Origin of the sequence: Meridianimaribacter flavus (assembly GCF_004366715.1) — a bacterium.
Lineage (GTDB): Bacteria > Bacteroidota > Bacteroidia > Flavobacteriales > Flavobacteriaceae > Gaetbulibacter_B > Gaetbulibacter_B jejuensis.
Window position 1 is genome coordinate 181,159 of sequence record NZ_SOQZ01000005.1, and the last position, 15,397, is coordinate 196,555.

The following is a 15,397-nucleotide window of genomic DNA, read 5'->3' on the forward strand; positions in this document are numbered from 1 at the left end:
TTAAAATTGCTTATTTTTATAAATAAGTAAGAGTGAATCTACTAGATGATATTAGTTAAATCATACCTAAAATCATCTAGGTTTAATAACAACATTTGACTTAAAACTTTAAAGTATGTCAAAATTTGGGGAATTAATAGATGTTAACATTCCTGTTCTGTTAGACTTTTTTACAGAATGGAATGAGCAATCCAAGGCAATGCATGCTGTGTTAAGAGACGTTGCAGCTGCTCTTGGTGATAAGGCAAAGGTCATTAAAATTGACGTTGATAAAAACAAAGAGCTTGCTGAAGCTTTAAGGGTTAAAGGCTTACCAACACTAATTATCTACAAAGGTGGTGAAATGAAATGGCGTCACAGTGGTGAGCAAGACGCTAATACTTTAATAGGTATTATTCAAGAGTATATCTAATCAGGTATAACTATATTCTTAAAAGAAAATCCAAGATTGCTGTAGTGTTCTAAAACCTTAGGTAAAGCATATTGCAGATTTGAAGCAGCTTTGAGGCTATCATGAAAGACAATAATGCTCCCTTTTTTTGTTTTGGAGATTACATTTTCTAAACAAGCTGCATTAGATATTGTAGCATCCCAATCAAAAGACAATACATCCCACATAATAATTTTATAACCCATTTGAATTAACTCGTTAGCTTGCTTGGGTTTTATTTTTCCATAAGGAGGACGAAATAACTTAGATGTTTGTTGATGTTCTATTAAAGATTGGGTTTTTAAAACATCGTCTATATATTCTTGTTTTTGGGTTTTCCAGCCTTTTAAATGGTTGTAGGTATGGTTACCAATGCTATGACCTTCATTGATTATATCCTGAAAAATATCTGGATGCTTTTCAATATTACTACCAATACAAAAGAACGTCGCTTTTGCATTGTATTGTTTTAATGTGTTTAGAGTCCAATGCGTTATTTCAGGTGTTGGACCATCATCAAAAGTGAGATAAATTGTTTTTTGTTCAGTAGGAATGTCCCAAATGTAATTTGGAAACATCTTCTTTACCACCAAAGGTGTTTTAGTAGGAGTTATTTTCATACGAAAACCCTAACAATTTATTCCATATTAAAAAGACTATCAACCGAGTCGTTTGATATAATATCTAAGTCATCCATTAAAGGCTGATCATCATCTTCAGGTTCGTCTCCAGCAAAGTGATTGAAAAGCTTAAGATAATTGTTAAACCTTTCAGTTTCTTCTAAAGCAAAATCACCATCTTTATAAATCACTAATATATCTACTAAAGCACGATAGCGCTCAATATCAGTAACAATTTCGTCAAGATAACGTGTTTGATTTTCAATAGATAATCCACTGTAATAGGTTAAACTTTCCTGGTATTTTTTACTTACCTTTTTAAATAGGTCTCTACCTTTTTCCACTTTGTCTACTTCGTAGTAAGCACTAATGTATGGTTCTAAAAGTGTGTAATACCCAAAAATATCAACAGGCATTTTTTCCATAGCTAAATCAGCTACTTTTTCAGCTTTATCGTACTCCTCTTCATTAATTAGTTGCTCCACCAAACGCGCAAGATTGCCTCTGTAAGTTATTCCATTCTTTCTAGATTCGGTATCATGGTATACGTTTTCGTTACCACTATTTCCCCAATCCCAAGCCATAACTTTTTCGTACATTAATTCGCTATCTACACGTCCCATATCAAATGGGTTTGCTCTGTCAACAGGTGTTTTTATTGGCACAAGTTTGTAGCATAAACCGTCTAGTTGCAGGTAGTCTTTCATCCAGATATAATCATCGTCACCAAATGCACCTCCAGTAAAATAAATTGGACGTTCCCAATTGTTGTTAGCTACTATATCTAGCATTAGCAATCTGTTTTTATATAAAGCGCCTCCTTTTATTTCAACGTCTAAATAAGGTAGTATTTTATCAGCATCTTTAGGTTTTACGATACCATGTTCTAAAACAGAAGTTTTGTCAACAGGAACTCTAATGTGAGATGTTGGAAAATAGTTAGAGTTTAATAAATTACTTGGGTAGTAGCTAAGGTCTTCACCTTCTCGTTGAAGAATATATTTTAGCTTGTATCTAGGATCGTCACTACTTACAAAGTTCATAAAGTCTTTTATCATAAGCGTGTCTTTGGTAATTTCCCTTCTCATGATATAGTCTCTTGTTCCAAACTTATATTGGTCATGCGTTAGTTGAGAAGGAATTGGGTCACTCTCATACGCTTTTCGTTTCATTTGATCGATATACCAATCGGTTTGGAATAAACTTGTATTTACAACTCTTACGTCAGTTCGTATTCCTTCAATTTCTTGAGCATACCAAAGCGGGAATGTATCATTATCACCAATAGTGAATAAAATGGCATTTGGCGCACAAGATTCTAAATACTTAATAGCCATTGCATGGGCTGTTTCTCTTTCAGACCTGTCATGGTCATCCCAATTGTTTGCCGCAAGAATTCCTGGTACAAGAATTAAACACACAAGGGTTATTGATGGCGCTAAGAATTTTGAAGACGAATACTTTTTTAAGCCTTCAAAAATAGAGTACACTCCAAAACCAATCCAAATGGCAAACACATAAAACGAACCAACAACCGAATAGTCTCTTTCTCTAGGCTCAAAAGGTCGAATGTTTGTATAGAACTGAATTGCTAAACCTGTAAACAAGAAGAAAACTAGCATAGTCCAAAACAGTTTTTTGTCTTTACTGAGTAAAAATAAAAACCCTATAAGCCCTAAGATAAGCGGTAAGAAATAGTAGGTGTTTCGTGCTTTATTGTTTTCTACATCGCTTGGTAAGTTTTTTTGCGACATGCCTAAATGCATTTCGTCAATAAAATCAATACCACTTATCCAGTTACCGTGTAAATCGTCATACTTTCCTTGAATATCGTCTTGTCTTCCTACAAAGTTCCACATAAAATAACGCCAATACATATAACCTAATTGGTACTCTAACATGTATCCAGCATTTTGAAGTAATGACGGTTTTTCAATGTCTAAAAATTCTTGACCGTATCTTTTAAGGAATAAATGGTAATCTTCATAATCAATTCTACCTTCAGCAACTTGCTGTCTAAAATCATTAACCAAAGCTCTTACTTGGTTTTCCATTTGATATTCGGGCTTGATTTTAAAATCTAGTAAGCCAGTAAACATCATATAGTTTTCGGCATGCTCTGTACTCCACATTCTTGGTAAAATAGAAGCTTGCTCAGAATTGTAGTTTTGTTTGGCGTTTTTCCAATCGTTTACAACAATATACTTTCCAGACTTTTCGTCTTTTTCGTATTTAGGTTTATCATCAATAAAAGGTTGATTGGCATCATAACCAGTGTATTGCTCGGTAAACAATGGTCCATAGAACAAATGAGTTTCTGGGTACTGCTCTAAGTTATAATATGCTAAAAGTTCTCTGGCACTAGAAGGGTTGTTTTCGTTAATGACAACTTGAGCATTGGCTCTAATTGGTAGCATTAACCATGAAGAAAAACCAATGATAATAAACGTTAAACAAAGAATTCCTGTGTTTAAATACTTGTAGTTTTTTTGACGTGTATATTTTAGTCCGAAATAAATAATAGCAATTAAAACAATACCAGCAATAATTGAACCTGAGTTAAAAGGTAATCCTATGCTATTTACAAAAAACAATTCCGAAGCACTAAACGCTCTCATAATGTTTGGAGCTAATAGTTTAAACACAAAAAGTAATATAGCTACTGCTACAACATTGGCAATAATGAAGTTTTTAACCGTTATTTCTTTGTAGTTTTTAAAGTAATAGATAAGTCCAATAGCAGGTATGGTCAATAATCCCATAAAGTGAACACCAAAAGACATACCTATAACAAAAGCTATTAAAATTAACCATCTGTTACCTCTAGGAGTATTCATGTCTTGTTCCCAACGTAACCCTAACCAGAACATAATAGACATAATTAAGGCAGCCATTGCATATACTTCTGTTTCAACAGCATTAAACCAAAATGAATCGGTAAAAGTAAAAGCTAAACTCCCTACAAGAGCACTTCCTAAGATGGCAACGCTTTGTTGTTTAGACAATAAAGTAGTGTCATATTCATCATTGATAGCCTCTTTTTTAGGTAGTGAAGCAACTGCTAGTTTCCTTAAAAGTAGGCTTATGGTCCAAAACATAAACAAGATTGTAAATGCACTTGCTACAGCACTCATCATATTTAACATCATACCAACTTGAGAAGGTTCAAGAGCAAACATTGAGAAAAATGCACCCATCATTTGAAAAAATGGAGCTCCAGGAGGATGTCCAACTTGTAGCTTAGAAGAAGTTAAAATATACTCTCCAGCATCCCAAAAGCTAACTGTTGGTTCTATGGTTAGCGCATATGTAATAAGGGCTACGGTAAAAGCAAACCATCCTAAAATGGTATTCCATTTCTTGAAGTTGAAATGTGTCATATGTGTTAAGTATTGTTGCGGGCGAATTTAATAATAAATATGATAAACACTAAGGTTTTTAAGTAAACGTTAAGGTTTTTAAATTATTTTCTTGATTTTTTTTTGTGCAAATGAAACTTTGTTATAAATTTGCATCCTCATTTGAAATGATGGCCTATGGTGTAACTGGCAACACGTCTGGTTTTGGTCCAGAAGAGTCTAGGTTCGAGCCCTAGTAGGCCAACAAAAAAAGTCTTCCAATTGCGGAAGACTTTTTTGTTTTAGGGTTTTGAGATTATATCTTAAATGTAATCACAGGTCTTTTAGCATGATTCACAAGGTCTTCACTTATACTGCCGTTAAAAAAATGAGCAATTCCTTGTCTCCCATGAGTGCTTATTCCTATTAGGTCTGCGTCAATATCTTTAGAGAAGTTTAAAATGCCACTTTCCACAGTGGTGTCGTTGTATATGTTTAGCGTGTAATTGTCAAATTCATAATCTTTTATAAAATCTAATATTCGTTCTTTAGCTTTTGCTGTAGTTGTAAACGTATTTGCGGTATTTACCATGAGTAAATGTATTTTTGAACCAAATGCACTGGCAAAATCGGTTGCTTGCTTATAGGTTTCTTTGTTGTCGTTTTTAAAATCAGAAGCAAACACAAAGTTTTTAACATTAAAGCTAGTGTGCTCGTTTTTAATCACCAATACGGGAATATCAGACGTTCTTACAACCTTTTCAGCATTTGAACCAACAAACATTTCTTTAAAACCACTAGCGCCATGTGAGCCCATAACAATTAAGTCTATGTTTAACTCATGACACTTGTCAATGATGTTGCCAAAATTGGTGTCAGATTTTACAGTTTCGTGTACAGTAATACCTTCTAAATAATCGCTAGCCATAAGGTTTTCAAACTTTTGATGCGCTAATTTCATGAAGAACATTGCTTCGGGTAATGCGCTATGAGAACTCATAGCATCAACTTCCTGTAATGGAAGTTCTAACATGTGAAGTAGGTAGATTTCACTATTCTCTTTTTTGGCTAATTGAGCAGCAACTTTTAATGCGTTTTCTGCTTCTTTAGAAAAGTCGGTTGGTACAAGAATTTTTTTCATATTGATGACGTTGAATGTTATAACATAAATTTAATAATAAAAATCGACTTTACCCTATTTGCAGAAATCAATTAATTTGTTGTATATTTGCAGCGTTGTAAGGAAAAAGAAAATACGAGGGGACGGGAAGTCCCCTCTTTTTATACTAAAAATGTTTAGAGATACCGTAAAAGAATTACTTGATAAAGCCTTAGAAGAACGACAAGATTTGTTCTTGATTGATTTTGAGGTGTTAGATAACAATGCCATTAAGATTATTATTGATGGCGACAACGGAGTACTTGTTGAAGATTGCATATTTGTAAGTCGTGCAATTGAGCATAATCTGGACAGAGAAGATCAGGATTTTTCTTTAGAAGTAATGTCATCTGGTGCTACAACACCACTAAGCCATATAAGACAATACAAAAAAAATATAGGTAGAGTTTTAGGTGTAAAGACAAAAGCTAGCGAAAAATTTGAAGCAACACTTGTTAATCAAGATGAAGAAGGTATAATGCTAGAGTGGAAAGCAAGAGAACCTAAGCCAGTAGGTAAAGGAAAAGTTACTGTTAAAAAAGAAGCCAAGATAAAATACGATGATATTTTAGAGGCAAAAGTTATAATAAAATTTTAATTCATAATAGATATGGAAAATGTTGCGTTAATTGATTCTTTTTCAGAATTTAAAGACGATAAGTTAATAGATCGTGTAACGTTAATGGCGATTTTAGAAGATGTGTTAAGAAATGCATTAAAAAAGAAGTATGGAGATGACGATAACTTTGATATCATTATAAACCCAGATAAAGGAGATTTAGAGATATGGAGAAATAGAATTGTTGTAGCAGATGGAGAAGTAGAAGAACCAAACCAAGAGATTGAATTAAGTGAAGCACGTAAAATAGAACCAGATTTTGAAGTAGGAGAAGATGTAGCAGAAGAAGTTAAACTTATAGATTTAGGAAGACGATCTATCTTAGCATTAAGACAAAATTTAATTTCAAAAATACACGAACACGACAATACTAATATCTATAAGCAATTTAAAGATTTAGAAGGTGAAATTTATACAGCAGAAGTACACCACATTCGTCACAGAGCAATTATTTTGCTAGACGATGAGGGTAACGAAATTATTTTACCAAAAGACAAACAAATTCCTTCTGACTTCTTTAGAAAAGGAGAAAATGTAAGAGGAATTATTGAAAGTGTTGAGCTTAAAGGAAATAAGCCAGCAATTATCATGTCAAGAACAGCTCCTGTTTTCTTAGAGAAGTTATTTGAACAAGAAATACCAGAGGTTTTTGATGGATTAATCACCATAAAAAATGTAGTAAGAATTCCAGGTGAAAAAGCAAAAGTAGCTGTAGATTCTTATGATGATAGAATAGATCCAGTTGGAGCATGTGTAGGTATGAAAGGATCTAGAATACACAGCATAGTAAGAGAATTGGGTAACGAAAACATTGATGTAATCAACTTTACCAACAACTTACAATTATACATTACAAGAGCATTAAGTCCAGCAAGAGTAACATCAATAAAAATTGATGAAGAAGCAAAACGTGCTGAAGTACTTTTAAAACCAGAAGAAGTAAGTAAAGCTATTGGTAGAGGAGGTCATAACATACGTTTAGCAGGACAATTAACAGGTTATGAAATTGACGTGTTTAGAGAAGGAACTGAAGAAGATGAAGATGTAGAATTAACTGAATTCTCTGATGAAATCGAAGGATGGATTATTGAAGAATTCAATAAAGCAGGTCTTGATACAGCTAAAAGTATTCTAGAGCAAGATATTGAAGACCTTGTGAAGAGAACAGATTTAGAAGAAGAAACAATAATTGATGTTATCAGAATTCTTAAGGAAGAATTTGAAGAATAACATATATTTAAGTTATATTACAAGCAATTTATGGCGCAAACAATTAGATTAAATAAAGTATTAAGAGAACTCAATATTTCTATTGACCGTGCAGTTGATTTCCTAGAATCAAAAAACGTGGAGATAGAAAAAAGTCCTAATACAAAAATATCAGAAGACGTTTATGCAATTCTTTCCAACGAGTTTCAAACAGATGCAAGTAAAAAAGTAGCGTCTCAAGAAGTTAGTGAAGCAAAGCTTAAGGAAAAAGAAGAGTTGCGTGAACAACGTGAGCGCGAGCTTGAAGAAAAGGCGAAAAAAGAAGAACGAGCTAAAGTCGTTAAAGCCAAAGCTGAATTAAGCGGTCCGAAACAAGTAGGTAAAATTGATTTAGACAAACCTAAAACCGAACCTAAAAAAGAGACTCCTAAAGTAGAGGAAACTCCTAAAGTTGAAAAAACTGAAAAGGTAGAAAAAGTAGACAAGGTTGAAAAGGTAGAAAAAGTCGAAAAAGTCGAGGTTAAAAAAGAGACTCCTAAAGTAGAGGAAACTCCAAAAGTCGAAAAAACTGAACCTAAAAAGGAAACTCCTAAAGCTAAAGAAGTTCCAACCGAAGGTGCTGTTGGTGATGACAAACTAAAAACACAATACCAAAAACTTTCAGGACCTAAAATAGCTGGTGATAAGATCGATTTATCTCAATTCAATAAGCCTAAGAAGAAAAAAGAAGATAAAAAACCTGCGGCTTCATCTGATAGAGACACCAATAAAAAGAAAAGGCGTCGTATTAGTAAACCAGGATCAGATAATAACTTTAACAGAAACAATAACCAAAGAGGCGGTTTCAAAGGTAAAGGAAAACGTCCAGCTGTTGTTAAAGAAGAACCAAGCGAAGCAGAAGTTCAAAAGCAAATTAGAGAAACTCTAGAAAAGCTTCAAGGTAAATCCAACAAAGGTAAAGGAGCTAAATATCGTAGAGAGAAAAGAGAACAACATAGAGAGCAAACTGAAAAAGACTTACAAGCTGAAGCAGCTGAAAGTAAAATTCTTAAAGTAACCGAGTTTGTTACTGCAAGTGAAGTTGCTACTATGATGAATATTTCTGTTACCGAAATTATTTCGGCATGTATGTCGTTAGGTATGATGGTAACAATGAACCAACGTTTAGATGCTGAAACACTATCGGTTGTAGCAGATGAATTTGGTTATGAAGTTGAGTTTGTAACTGCTGATATAGAAGAGTCTATTGAAGAGGTAGAAGACAAACCAGAAGATTTAAAATCTCGTGCACCAATTGTAACTGTAATGGGTCACGTAGATCATGGTAAAACATCGTTACTAGATTACATTCGTGAAGAAAACGTAATTGCAGGTGAGTCAGGTGGAATCACACAGCACATTGGAGCTTATGGAGTTACTTTAGAAAGCGGACAAAAAATCGCGTTTTTAGATACTCCTGGTCACGAAGCCTTTACAGCTATGCGTGCTCGTGGTGCTCAAGTAACTGATTTGGCAATTATTGTTGTAGCAGCTGATGATGATATCATGCCTCAAACCAAAGAGGCAATTGCACATGCGCAAGCAGCAGGTGTTCCAATTGTATTTGCAATTAATAAAATTGACAAGCCAACAGCAAATCCTGATAAGATTAAAGAAGGATTAGCAAACATGAATTTATTGGTTGAAGATTGGGGAGGAAAAATTCAATCGCATGATATCTCTGCAAAAACAGGACAAGGTGTTAATGAATTACTTGAAAAAGTATTGCTAGAAGCTGAATTATTAGAGTTAAAAGCAAATCCAAATAAACCTGCAAACGGAACTGTTGTTGAAGCATTCCTAGACAAAGGTAGAGGTTATGTATCAACAATTTTGGTACAAGCCGGAACACTTAAAATTGGAGATTATGTACTTGCTGGTAGAAACAGTGGTAAGGTAAAAGCTATGCATGATGAGCGTGGTAATGACATTACTGCTGCAGGACCATCAACTCCTGTATCTATTTTAGGTTTAGATGGAGCACCACAAGCAGGTGACAAATTCAACGTATTTGAAGATGAACGTGAAGCTAAACAAATTGCAGCTAAACGTACACAATTACAACGTGAGCAATCAGTAAGAACACAACGTCACATTACCTTAGACGAAATTGGTCGTCGTATTGCACTTGGAGATTTCCAAGAGTTGAACATAATCTTAAAAGGTGATGTTGATGGATCTGTTGAAGCGTTAACTGATTCGTTCCAGAAATTATCTACCGAAGAAATTCAAGTTAATATCATACATAAAGGTGTTGGAGCCATTACCGAAAGTGATGTGCTTTTAGCAACTGCCTCTGATGCAATTATTATCGGATTTAACGTAAGACCAATGGGGAATGCACGTCAAATTGCAGATAAGGAAGAAATCGATATCAGAATGTATTCTATTATCTATGATGCTATTAATGACCTTAAAGATGCAATGGAAGGTATGTTATCTCCAGAGCTTAAAGAGGAAATTACTGGTACTGCAGAGATAAGAGAACTATTCAAAGTGTCTAAAATTGGTACTATTGCAGGATGTATGGTAACTAACGGTAAAATATATAGAAACTCAGGAATAAGGTTAATTAGAGATGGAGTTGTTGTTTATACAGGAGAGTTAGCATCGCTTAAACGTTTTAAAGATGACGTTAAAGAAGTATCTAAAGGATATGACTGTGGATTGCAAATCAAAAACTACAACGACATTAAAGAAGGTGACGTATTAGAAGCATTCCAAGAAGTAGAAGTGAAGAAAAAATTGAAGTAATTACTCTTTCAATTAGATATAAAAAAAGCGACTTATTTAAGTCGCTTTTTTGTTTGATATAATCTTTCGTTTTAGCTTTTATCTCTTTTAGGTTTAAAAATAAAAGCATTGTTGTAGTTCTTTTTAATTTTAAGTAAAGCCTTGTCAGCTTCAAGTCTACTTCTAAAATTTCCTACCCAAATCTTGTAGTTGGGTGTCTCATATTCCATGCTTACAGGCCATTCGCTGTAAGTTTTCATAAAATCAGCCTCAGCTTTTTGAGCTCCAGAGTGATTTCCTTGATAAACTTGTATTTTATACAAGTCAACAGTTTTAGCATCTTTTTTAAACTGTAATAACTTTTCAATGTCTTTGTCTTGTTCAACAGTAACAACACCATCTTGAGCATTTCCTATTGAGGAAAATCCAATAAAAATTAAAAAGGCGAGTAGTGATTTTATGTTCATTTTTGTCATACGTATCTATTATTAAGAGTATTAAAATTTTCAAACGCAAATACTAAACCATTTAGTATTAACAACTTTTCAATTCGGTAAAATTAAAAAATTTATTTCAGCAAAAGTATATCTGTGTTTAATTAAGTAAAATGCAAGCTTCAATATTATTTAGAATCTTTATAAATTACCAATTAACACTTCTGTAACATTTCTAAAATGGACTTTAAGTATTATTTTTGCGTGAGATTTTATAACTGTATTTTTTTCTTTTTAAATGAAAAAATCATACCAAAGTTTGGAAGATAATTCAACTAACAATATGAAACAGGTGATATACCGTAAATTAACCGCTAATATACTTCAATTAGGGTTTATTCTTTTACTCACGTTTTCAACAACACTTAACGCTCAAGAAGGTGATCCTGCTAAGGGTAAATCTATTTTCAATACCAATTGTGCTTCTTGTCATAACCTAGATCGAAAGATGACTGGTCCTGCGTTACGTCATGTAGAGCAAAGATTAGCAGATGACCATGGTTTGGATAGAGAGTGGATTGCTGCATGGATTCGTAACAGTGCTGGAGTTGTTAAATCTGGCGATGCCTATGGTAACCAAATATTCAATGAATATAGTGGTACACCTATGACGGCTTTCCCGCAATTAACTGATCAAGACATTTCAGATATCTTAGCGTATACAGCCCAAGAAGCTGTGGTAAAGAAACCTGAAACTCCAGAGAATACTAATAGTGAAGGTGCTGCAAATGGAGGAACTTCAAACAAAATAATCCTTTGGGCATTAGCATTGTTATTTGCATTGTTGGCTTTTGCTTTAGTATTGGTAAGACGTACACTAAATAGATTTGCTGAAGCGAAAGGAATTGAGATTCCTCAAAAAGACAAAGGATTACCATTATGGAAAGCGTTTGTGCAAAATCAATTTTTAGTATTGGTTACTGCAATCTTCTTTTTATTGACTAGTGGTTATTTTGTGTATGGTTATTTAATGCAAGTAGGTGTTGATCAAGGATACCAACCAGTACAACCAATACACTTTTCTCATAAAATACACGCAGGAGATAACGGTATCGATTGTAAATACTGTCACTCATCTGCAAGAGTAAGTAAAACTTCAGGGATTCCTTCATTAAACGTTTGTATGAACTGTCATAAATCAGTTGTTGAATATACAGGTGAAACTACTGCTGAGTATAGCAAAGAGTTTTATGATGGAGAAATTCAAAAATTATATGCAGCAGCAGGATGGAGTGATGCAGATCAAAAATACACTGGTCAAGCACAACCTGTAAAGTGGGTTAGAATTCACAACCTACCAGATTTTGCATACTTTAACCACTCACAGCACGTGTCTGTAGCAGGAATTCAATGTCAAACATGTCATGGTCCTGTAGAGGAAATGGAAATTATGTATCAACATGCTCCACTTACAATGGGATGGTGTATTAACTGTCACAGAGATACAGAGGTTAAAGTTCAAGATAATGGCTATTATGAAAAAATTCATGAGCAGTTATCTAAGAAATATGGAGTTGAAAAATTAACAGCTGCTCAAATGGGTGGACTGGAATGTGGTAAATGCCATTACTAATTTAATATTAATAAAGAGTAATTCAATTATATAATATGTCATCAAACAAGAAATACTGGAAAAGTGTTGAAGAGCTAGACCAAAACAGCTCTGTTGTTGAGACGCTAAAACAGAACGAGTTTGTTCAAGAAATTCCAACTGATGAGTTTTTAGGAGATAAAGCCTCATTAGAAAGTTCTTCTACAACACGTCGTGACTTCTTAAAGTACGTTGGTTTTAGTACAGCTGCAGCATCATTAGCTGCCTGTGAAGGACCAGTGATAAAGTCAATCCCTTATGTGGTACAACCAGAGGAAATTATTCCTGGTGTTGCTAACTACTATGCAACTACAATTGCTGACGGATTTGATTTTGCAAGTGTTTTAGTTAAAACTCGCGAAGGTCGTCCAATTAAAATCGAAAACAACACAATGGCAGCTACCAATGGTAGTGCTAATGCTAGAGTTAATGCTTCGGTTTTAGGGTTATATGATAGCCTTAGAGTTAAAAAACCAATGAAAGGCGACGCTGAAATTTCTTGGGAACAATTTGATGCTGAAACCAATCAAGCCTTAACAGATGCAATGAATTCTGGTAAAGAAATTGTGTTATTTACACAAACATTTGCTAGTCCTTCAACATCTAGATTGATTGCTGATTTTAAAGCAAAATATGGTAATGTACGTCATGTGCAATACGATGCTGTTTCTGAGTCGGCTGCATTAGATGCTTTTCAAGCAAAATATGGAGAACGTGGATTAGCGGATTACGATTTTTCTAAAGCAATGACAATTGTATCTGTAGGAGCAGACTTTTTAGGTGATTGGCAAGGTGGTGGATTTGATTCTGCATATGCTAAAAAGAGAATTCCAGATCATGGAAAAATGTCTCGTCACATTCAGTTTGAATCAAACATGTCTCTATCAGGAGCTAATGCTGATAAAAGAGTACCAGTAACTCCAACACAACAAAAAATGGTATTGGCTAAGCTTTATGCCGAAGTAGTTGGTGGTTCTGTTTCTGTTGATTTACCAGAAAATATTTTACAAGCCGTTACTAAAACAGCGTCTGAGCTTAAAAGCGCTAAAGGAAAAGCTGTAGTTGTAACTGGACTTAACGATATAAATGCACAAACCGTTGCATTAGAAATTAATGAGTACTTAAACAGTGAAGCATTCAATACTGCTTCACCAATAAAAACTAGACAAGGTAGTGACAAAGCTGTATCTACTTTGGTTAGTGATATGAAAGCAGGAAAAGTTGGAGCAATTATAATGAGTGGAGTTAATCCATTATATACATTACCTAATGCTGCTGACTTTGCTGAAGGACTAAAAAACACTAAAGTGTCTATCGCTTTTTCTATGAAAGCTGATGAGACGTCAACTAACTGTACATATATTGCTGCTGCACCACATTACTTAGAATCTTGGGGTGACGTAGAAATGAAAAAAGGACATTATGCATTAATGCAACCAACAATTCGTCCTTTGTTTGATACAAGACAATTTCAAGATGCATTATTAAAATGGTCTGGAAGTGATGTATCGTATCATGATTATGTAAAAGACACTTGGAATTCTTCAATACTTAATGGAGGATCATTTAACCAAGCGTTACATGATGGTGTTTTTGTAAGTAATGTGTCAATTGATGTTGTTGAAGAAGCTACAACAGAAGAAGATACTGCTGAGGCACCTTCAACTAATGCAGCAAGAGCTTTAGCGTCTTCTGCAAAAGCTGGTTCAGGATTAGAACTTACATTATATAGCAAAACAGGAATGGGAGATGGTCAACAAGCCAATAACCCATGGTTACAAGAGTTCCCAGATCCTATTTCTCGTGTGTCTTGGGATAACTATTTAACTGTTTCTAAAGCTGATGCTGATAAACTTGGACTTAAAAATGTTCATGTTGCAACAGGAGCTTTAGATGGAAGTTATGCTGATGTTACTGTAAACGGAACAACTTTAAAGAATGTTCCTGTATTAATTCAGCCAGGACAAGCTAATGGTTCTGTAGGTTTATCATTTGGGTATGGTCGTAAGGCTGGACTTAAAGATGAAATGAAAACAGGAGTTAATGCTTACCAATTATACAGTGATTTTAATAATATTCAAAGTGTAACTGTAGCTGCTGCTGCTGGAATGCATGAGTTTGCATGTGTTCAGTTGCACAATACATTAATGGGTCGTGGAGACATCATTAAAGAAACTACACTTGAAATATTTAATACTTACGATAAAGAAGACCACAAACACGGTTGGAATAAGATACCTGTTGTTTCTCTTAACCATGAGGAAACTCCAGTAACTTCTCCAGATGTTGACCTTTGGGATGAGTTTGATCGTTCAATTGGACACCACTTCAACTTATCTATCGATTTAAATGCTTGTACAGGTTGTGGAGCATGTGTGATTGCTTGTCATGCAGAAAATAATGTACCTGTGGTAGGTAAAGAAGAAGTTCGTCGTAGTCGTGATATGCACTGGTTACGTATTGATAGATATTATTCTTCAGAAGACTCTTTTGAAGGCGATAATGAAAAGAAAGATAATATCTCTGGTTTAGGAAGCTCATTAAGTGAGTTTGGTGAGATGGAAAACCCATCAGAAAATCCTCAAGTAGCTTTCCAACCAGTAATGTGTCAACACTGTAACCACGCACCTTGTGAAACAGTTTGTCCTGTGGCAGCAACATCACATGGTCGTCAAGGTCAAAACCATATGGCTTATAACCGTTGTGTAGGTACAAGATACTGTGCTAACAACTGTCCTTATAAAGTACGTCGTTTCAACTGGTTCTTATATAGCCAAAACGATGAGTTCGATTATCACATGAATGACGATTTAGGACGTATGGTATTAAACCCAGATGTTGTAGTACGTTCAAGAGGTGTTATGGAAAAATGTTCTATGTGTATTCAAATGACACAAAAAACAGTTCTTGATGCTAAACGTGATGGTAGAGAGGTTAGAAAGGATGAGTTCCAAACAGCATGTTCAGCTGCTTGTAGTAGTGGAGCAATGATTTTTGGAGACATTAACAATAAAGAAAGTAAGGTAGCTCATCTTAAAGAAGATGACAGAGCATATCACTTACTTGAACATATTGGTACAAAACCAAACGTTGTATATCAAACTAAAGTTAGAAATACAACTGAAGCTTAACAAAAGAATTAATAAGAAACAATTATAAACAAAT

Annotated in this window: 10 protein-coding genes and 1 tRNA gene; 7 read left to right on the top strand and 4 right to left on the bottom strand. The window is 34.4% G+C overall.

Features of this window, described 5'->3' with window-relative positions; all coding sequences use genetic code 11:
* Positions 1–115: 115 nt before the first annotated feature.
* On the top strand, positions 116–412 hold the full coding sequence (locus A8975_RS11730) for a thioredoxin family protein (protein ID WP_129760948.1): 297 nt from the start codon (positions 116–118) through the stop codon (positions 410–412).
* Here A8975_RS11730 and A8975_RS11735 read toward each other — a convergent pair.
* Both A8975_RS11735 and A8975_RS11740 read right to left on the bottom strand, forming a co-directional pair.
* Complete coding sequence (locus A8975_RS11735) at positions 409–1,050, bottom strand: polysaccharide deacetylase family protein (RefSeq protein WP_134200686.1); 642 nt, start codon at positions 1,048–1,050, stop codon at positions 409–411. The genes A8975_RS11730 and A8975_RS11735 overlap by 4 nt on opposite strands.
* A 17-nt stretch (positions 1,051–1,067) precedes the next feature.
* Positions 1,068–4,430 carry a DUF2723 domain-containing protein gene (locus A8975_RS11740; protein WP_134200688.1) on the bottom strand — a complete coding sequence of 1,121 codons (3,363 nt, stop codon included), beginning with the start codon at positions 4,428–4,430 and terminating at the stop codon, positions 1,068–1,070.
* Between the two features lie 150 nt (positions 4,431–4,580).
* On the opposite strand from A8975_RS11740, the gene A8975_RS11745 reads away from it, so the two are divergent.
* Positions 4,581–4,653, top strand: a tRNA-Gln gene (locus A8975_RS11745).
* Between the two features lie 51 nt (positions 4,654–4,704).
* Here the strand turns inward: A8975_RS11745 and A8975_RS11750 are convergent.
* The gene (locus A8975_RS11750) at positions 4,705–5,529 is read right to left on the bottom strand and encodes a universal stress protein (protein ID WP_129760951.1); all 825 of its coding nucleotides are present in this window, start codon (positions 5,527–5,529) and stop codon (positions 4,705–4,707) included.
* 151 nt (positions 5,530–5,680) lie between these two features.
* On the opposite strand from A8975_RS11750, the gene rimP reads away from it, so the two are divergent.
* From rimP to infB, 3 genes are read left to right on the top strand one after another with little or no spacing between them, the layout of a single operon-like run.
* Positions 5,681–6,145, top strand: coding sequence for a ribosome assembly cofactor RimP (gene rimP, locus A8975_RS11755; protein ID WP_129760952.1), 465 nt, complete (start codon positions 5,681–5,683; stop codon positions 6,143–6,145).
* Positions 6,146–6,157: 12 nt separating this feature from the next.
* Positions 6,158–7,396 (top strand): transcription termination factor NusA, encoded by a 1,239-nt coding sequence (gene nusA, locus A8975_RS11760; protein WP_129760953.1) that lies wholly within the window; start codon positions 6,158–6,160, stop codon positions 7,394–7,396.
* A gap of 30 nt (positions 7,397–7,426) precedes the next feature.
* Positions 7,427–10,168 (top strand): translation initiation factor IF-2, encoded by a 2,742-nt coding sequence (infB, locus tag A8975_RS11765; RefSeq protein ID WP_134200690.1) that lies wholly within the window; start codon positions 7,427–7,429, stop codon positions 10,166–10,168.
* 71 nt (positions 10,169–10,239) lie between these two features.
* On the opposite strand, the gene A8975_RS11770 is transcribed toward infB, so the two are convergent.
* Complete coding sequence (locus tag A8975_RS11770) at positions 10,240–10,614, bottom strand: SPOR domain-containing protein (protein ID WP_129760955.1); 375 nt, start codon at positions 10,612–10,614, stop codon at positions 10,240–10,242.
* Between the two features lie 310 nt (positions 10,615–10,924).
* On the opposite strand from A8975_RS11770, the gene A8975_RS11775 reads away from it, so the two are divergent.
* Both A8975_RS11775 and A8975_RS11780 read left to right on the top strand, forming a co-directional pair.
* On the top strand, positions 10,925–12,214 hold the full coding sequence (locus tag A8975_RS11775; RefSeq protein WP_134200692.1) for a cytochrome c3 family protein: 1,290 nt from the start codon (positions 10,925–10,927) through the stop codon (positions 12,212–12,214).
* Positions 12,215–12,249: 35 nt separating this feature from the next.
* A complete protein-coding gene (locus tag A8975_RS11780; RefSeq protein WP_134200694.1) occupies positions 12,250–15,363 on the top strand; it encodes a TAT-variant-translocated molybdopterin oxidoreductase in 3,114 nt (1,037 codons plus the stop codon).
* The last annotated feature ends 34 nt before the right edge of the window (positions 15,364–15,397 follow it).

Excerpts from the sequence above, each read along its gene's own strand:
- A8975_RS11730 (WP_129760948.1), top strand. The coding sequence starts at position 116 with ATGTCAAAATTTGGGGAATTAATAGATGTTAACATTCCTGTTCTGTTA.
- A8975_RS11735 (WP_134200686.1), bottom strand. The coding sequence starts at position 1,050 with ATGAAAATAACTCCTACTAAAACACCTTTGGTGGTAAAGAAGATGTTT.
- A8975_RS11740 (WP_134200688.1), bottom strand. The coding sequence starts at position 4,430 with ATGACACATTTCAACTTCAAGAAATGGAATACCATTTTAGGATGGTTT.
- A8975_RS11750 (WP_129760951.1), bottom strand. The coding sequence starts at position 5,529 with ATGAAAAAAATTCTTGTACCAACCGACTTTTCTAAAGAAGCAGAAAAC.
- rimP (WP_129760952.1), top strand. The coding sequence starts at position 5,681 with ATGTTTAGAGATACCGTAAAAGAATTACTTGATAAAGCCTTAGAAGAA.
- nusA (WP_129760953.1), top strand. The coding sequence starts at position 6,158 with ATGGAAAATGTTGCGTTAATTGATTCTTTTTCAGAATTTAAAGACGAT.
- infB (WP_134200690.1), top strand. The coding sequence starts at position 7,427 with ATGGCGCAAACAATTAGATTAAATAAAGTATTAAGAGAACTCAATATT.
- A8975_RS11770 (WP_129760955.1), bottom strand. The coding sequence starts at position 10,614 with ATGAACATAAAATCACTACTCGCCTTTTTAATTTTTATTGGATTTTCC.
- A8975_RS11775 (WP_134200692.1), top strand. The coding sequence starts at position 10,925 with ATGAAACAGGTGATATACCGTAAATTAACCGCTAATATACTTCAATTA.
- A8975_RS11780 (WP_134200694.1), top strand. The coding sequence starts at position 12,250 with ATGTCATCAAACAAGAAATACTGGAAAAGTGTTGAAGAGCTAGACCAA.